Below are 4,971 nucleotides of genomic sequence, written 5' to 3' on the forward strand. Positions count from 1 at the left end.
TATCGTTCATCAGGCCCGCTCCCCATGATTGAGGCTCGGCGCCGGACCATCCGGCGCAACCCTCGATAGGAGCTTGCAGGGCGGACCGCCCGTCACCTCAGACGGCGAACATCGGGTCTAGAGCCCTTTGCTCGAAGGCTTACCGCCTTCGACCTCTGGCAATCGGCTGATGCCGTGGCGGTGGAGGCGGCGATGCAGGGATGATCGTGTCAGATGCAAGATCATCTTGGCTGTAGCGCATGGAGGCAATCGTTGAGTGGCCGCCGCGCACATCCCCGGAAAGCGACGATGATCGCCTCCTCCTCGAAAGGACAGTCCACTTCGCTTTCATTGGCGCAGTCGGAAGATCAGCGACGGTGTCACGCTGCTTCCACTTCGCGGCAGCCTCCCGGTTGATCCCGTATCGCCTGGCGAGACTCTCGGACTGTCTTGACTGTTGTGTATTGCTCGACGGACCGCTTCCGTCGTTGGCTCGGCCAAGTAAAAAGTTGTCCCATAGGCATCCTTCGAATCGTCCGATTAGATCGCACCGTCAACGATTGAGACTAGACAGTGAACGCGGCCGCCGGGATGAGGCGGTCACGGGGGACTCCGGATCTTTTGAGCAGATACTTTCTGGCCGACCTCTCGGCGTTCGTTGGACGTTGCGATGCATATAGAAGCTGAAGCGGCGGTTATCGTTGATACGACGGATGGAGACGCAGGATTTCTGCGCTGTCCGCCGATATTTTGAGAACATTCGGCCTTGGACTGGCGCTACGCCTCACTTGCGCATGAAGCCGCATCCGAACGATTTTGGCCAGGATTGCTCACCGTGAATTTGTCTTGTGAGAGTGGTGCACATAAGGACCGATCGGGCGAGTGGAGACCCAACGGATGCAATTGAGCGAATACGTCAATCACGACGCTAGCGGTTTGGCATCGCTTGTGAGATCAGGCGAAGTGACGCCCCTGGAATTAACGCAGCTCGCCCGCGCCGCGTTCGATCAGGTCAATCCTCGTGTCAACGCCGTCATCGAATTTTATGATGATGCTGAAGGCGTTGCGGGCGCAGACGACGGGTTGTTTCAGGGGGTACCTTTCCTTCGTAAGGACATTGGAGCGAGCGAGGCCGGCCGCTTGCAAGAAGCGGGAAGCCGTCTCTTCAAGGGTTATCGCCCGAACGCTGACAGCTTCTACTTCCAGCGGGCCCAGCGCGCGGGTCTACGGACACTCGGAAGGACAACAACTCCGGAGCTCGGCACTGCTGGCTTTACCGAATCCATTCTCAACGGCATTACCCGCAATCCATGGAATCTCGACCTCTCCGCGGGTGGCTCTTCTGGAGGAGCCGCGGCTGCGGTAGCCGCCGGTATCACTCCAGTAGCGCACGCAAGTGACACCGGGGGGTCAATTCGCATTCCCGCATCCTGGTGTGGTCTTATTGGCCTGAACCCTTCCCGCGGACGTATTTCCGGCGGGCCGACTAGTCAGGATGCGTCGTTTGGCCTGAGCCGCACGTTTGTCGAATGCCGGACTGTGCGTGACATGGCCGCCGCCCTTGATGTGTTTTCCGGGCCTCATCCCGGCGATCCATTCATTGTTGTGCAGCCGAAGCGACCATATGTTGAGGAGCTTTTGCAGCCCACGCAGCCCCTTCTCATCGGAGTTGCACGGACCAAGTGGGGTACAGTCGATCTTGATCCTGAAATCCTGAGGGCTGTCGATTCGACAGCTGCACTCCTGGAGGAAATGGGGCACGCAATAACGGAAATCGAAGCGCCATTCGAACCGGCCGAGCGCCTGAAGATAGCCCTCAGCCGCCTGAACCTCGCCGCGGCCGAGCTCGACCTTGCCGCAGAACGCATGGGCCGCAGACTGGGACCGGACACCCTGGAGCCGATCAATCTGAAGCTTTATGAATATGGACGAAATGCATCATTTCGTCCTGGCGAGTTACATGAGGCTTTGCGGGTCATGCGATTCCGCACTGGGGAAGCTATTTGTAACTTTGACATTTTGCTGACGCCCACGATGCCGACCGTGGCGCTGCCGCATGGCGGACCAGCCTCTACGACCAACGCAACGCTTACTGCAGAGGAATTCATCAAAGCGGACCACGCACTTTATCAATACGTTGGAATATTCAACCTCACCGGACAACCTTCGGTATCGCTGCCACTGGCACAGAGTCAGAGCGGAATGCCGATCGGTCTGCAGATTGTCGGTCGGTTTGGCGACGAGGCTACGCTGGTGCGTGTTGCGCGTGACTTGGAGGAAGCGCGACCTTGGCGCCAACGGCGGCCGGCCGTTCACGCAGGAGGGTAGCGCTCGCAAGCACATCCCGTGGCTGGGACGACACCAGCAACAATTCGTATTCTGAGCCAGTGCGATACTGTCAGCCATCGCAAACTGCGTTGGGCGAGGGGGCGGTTGTCTCGGAATAGCAGAGCCGTGAGACGGCAGAGACATCCGACCTGAGAAGTCCGGCTCGGGTTGAAATGCCAAATTGCGATCGAATCAGCTGTTGTCGAGAAGGATTCAGCTCACATTGGGCGAGAGTTTGTGATGCAAGACAGGTGAGTCTGACCGCCCTCGGGTCATCAGGCTCGCCACTATGTCCGAAAATAGCCGGTCTCGTCTGGCGATCGGCGCCCAGGCCCTTGGGGCGGGGCCGAGCTGAAAGATCCGGGTCTGCTCTTGCTAGCGGACGGGCGCGGCCAGGCCATATCCACTCATCAATGCTTTGGCATTACTGACGGCATCATAAACCGGCAAACCCGTTTGCTCGCGCACCTCCTTCGTCACTACCGGAAATCCAGCACATTCAAATAGAAGGGCATCGATGTCATCATCACGTTTGCGCAAGAGCGCGACGGCGGCCAGGACATCCCGAGTTAACTGCGAGCTTGTGTAGTTCTCCTTCCTCTCTGCATCATCACGGTTGCTGCCGGACTTCGACATGACTGCCTTCCATGTCTCCGAGTTCTCGATTCCAGCAATTGCTATGCGATTATGAAGCTTAAGGCCGACCAACTTCAGCAGATCCGGCGTCAATGGTCTGGAGTCAAAGCTCAGGATACCAATACGCCCCTTGATGGTGGCCGCGAGATACGGCAGGAGCAGCAGGGACGACATCGAAACTGGCACCGACAGAGCCCGCCTCATCGCCCGCTGATACTTAATTGTAAATCCGCAATTGCTCGTGATGCCAACTGCGCCGTCACGCACCATGTCCCGGGCAGCGCTTATGAATGCCGCTTCCATTATTTCGTCCTCTCCGCCGAAGACGACATTCTTGACCCAGGCGCCTGGAACGCGTCGGCAAATAGTTGGGAACGGAAAGGTAGTGGGATGGTACAGCGAACCGGGCTGGTCATTGGCGGGGTCCTGCAACATCAATATACCGAGTTCACCACGCGTCACGTCACATTCGCCTTGTTGCAGTTCCATCTTTTGGTTATTTTATCGAGATCCAACTCGCAATTCCCTCAGATTACGCGATTGGGTTGCAGAAAACCTGCACGAAGTGTGGTGGTTTGATGCTTTCCTTCACGCAATCGCTCATCAAACGAGCCGGTAGTTCGTTACATCATCGGCACCAGCCGACGGAGTGGTTCATGATCTTGGATGCTTTCCTACCCGTCCATGCGCGCTGGTGAGGTTCAGAGGCGCGAAAGCGGATTGATTCGATGTCGTCATGAGCCGGCGATCGTCACGGGGACTTCCAAGCTCATACGCAGGTATGAAACAAGACCCTTTTGGAAGGGCTACGCAGCGGTTCACGAACGCTGGTTGTGCGCGGCTTGTGGATCCGCAGCGGCCCAATCTCCCGCGGTAACTGGTCGATTGGGCTTAGTTTCAGTCTCGTTTGCAATCGGGAACGAATGTGATGGCGTCACGAAGCTCCCATTGACGCCTGCGAACGCGGCGCCGTTGTTGGTCGCGAGTGACGCTGAAGCTTTGGAAGCCTCGCACCGAGACGTCATGCCCGTTTCCTCTCAGGTACATCCCACCGAAAGGCAATCCACACCTCAGTCGCAGCTCGGGAGACCCCGGCAGCAACGGGTGCATTCCCAGCTTGGTACCTTGCCCGAGAAGCAGAATTGCACCAATATGAGCCCCTCTGTGGCAGCAATTCCGCACGTGGGTGTCGCCACACGAGTTACTAAGCTTATCGCCGCGAAAGCGCCCCCTCTCCTCGTGCTCCATAATTCGTTCGACCACCCTATACCCTGCGGTTGGATCAACAAGCTGCTGATTCCGCTCGATGTCGCCCACCATTCCGGAATGATCTCGCCCACCGTTCCGATTTGATGTCGCCCACCATTCCGGGATGATGTCGCCCGGGGTGACGAGGCCTCTTCTGGCTCCGATACGGTCCCGCTTTCGGCTTAGCGAAGGGGACCTGGATGCCGACGGAGAGGCTTGCGATGCGCCATGTGCGCGATGTGATCAGATTGAAATCGGCGGGGATGTCGACCTGCGAGATTGCGCGGCGGGTGGGGACGGCCCCGTCGACGGTACGGTTGACGATCCACTGGCTGGGCTGAGCTGGCCCTTGTCCGACGACATCACCGACACGGAGCTGGAGGCTCGGCTGTTCGCCAGCGCGGGAGCCGGCCTCGGCACCCGGCGAGGCCATCGCCGGCAGGCTGAACCGGACTGGGCAGCGGTGCATCGCGAACTCCGGCGCAAGCACGGGACGCTGGCGATCCTGTGGGAGGAGTACATCGCCGGCGAGCCCGGCGGGTATCGCTATTCGCGGTTCTGCGAGCTGTACCGCGCCTGGGAAGGCCGCCTGTCGGTGACGATGCGCCAATCGCACGCGGCCGGCGACAAGCTGTTCGTCGACTATGCCGGCGACGGCGTGCCGGTGGCGATCGACCGGCGCAGTCGTCGCGGTGCTCGGCGCATCGAGCTTCACCTATGCGCAGGCGACCTGGACGCAGGGGCTCGCGGACTGGATCGGCGGTCACGTCGGCGCCTTCG

General features: G+C 59.2%; 2 protein-coding genes and 2 pseudogenes. 2 read left to right on the forward strand and 2 right to left on the reverse strand.

The genetic code is table 11. The features are described from left to right. Positions 1-135: 135 nt before the first annotated feature. Positions 136-480: pseudogene (locus IVB32_RS20145) on the reverse strand (IS481 family transposase); the annotation flags it as partial. 396 nt (positions 481-876) lie between these two features. Here IVB32_RS20145 and IVB32_RS20150 point away from each other — a divergent pair. Then, positions 877-2,307 carry an amidase gene (locus IVB32_RS20150; RefSeq protein ID WP_247411007.1) on the forward strand — a complete coding sequence of 477 codons (1,431 nt, stop codon included), beginning with the start codon at positions 877-879 and terminating at the stop codon, positions 2,305-2,307. Between the two features lie 375 nt (positions 2,308-2,682). On the opposite strand, the gene IVB32_RS20155 is transcribed toward IVB32_RS20150, so the two are convergent. Next, positions 2,683-3,432, reverse strand: a complete 750-nt coding sequence (locus tag IVB32_RS20155) for a hypothetical protein (RefSeq protein ID WP_247411012.1) — start codon at positions 3,430-3,432, stop codon at positions 2,683-2,685. 980 nt (positions 3,433-4,412) lie between these two features. Here IVB32_RS20155 and IVB32_RS20160 point away from each other — a divergent pair. Further along, positions 4,413-4,971 (forward strand): annotated as a pseudogene (locus IVB32_RS20160) (IS21 family transposase); the annotation flags it as partial.

It is taken from the genome of Bradyrhizobium sp. 23, from assembly GCF_023073295.1.
In the GTDB taxonomy this organism is placed as follows: Bacteria; Pseudomonadota; Alphaproteobacteria; order Rhizobiales; family Xanthobacteraceae; genus Bradyrhizobium; species Bradyrhizobium canariense_D.

Excerpts from the sequence above, each read along its gene's own strand:
- IVB32_RS20155 (WP_247411012.1), bottom strand. The coding sequence starts at position 3,432 with ATGGAACTGCAACAAGGCGAATGTGACGTGACGCGTGGTGAACTCGGT.
- IVB32_RS20150 (WP_247411007.1), top strand. The coding sequence starts at position 877 with ATGCAATTGAGCGAATACGTCAATCACGACGCTAGCGGTTTGGCATCG.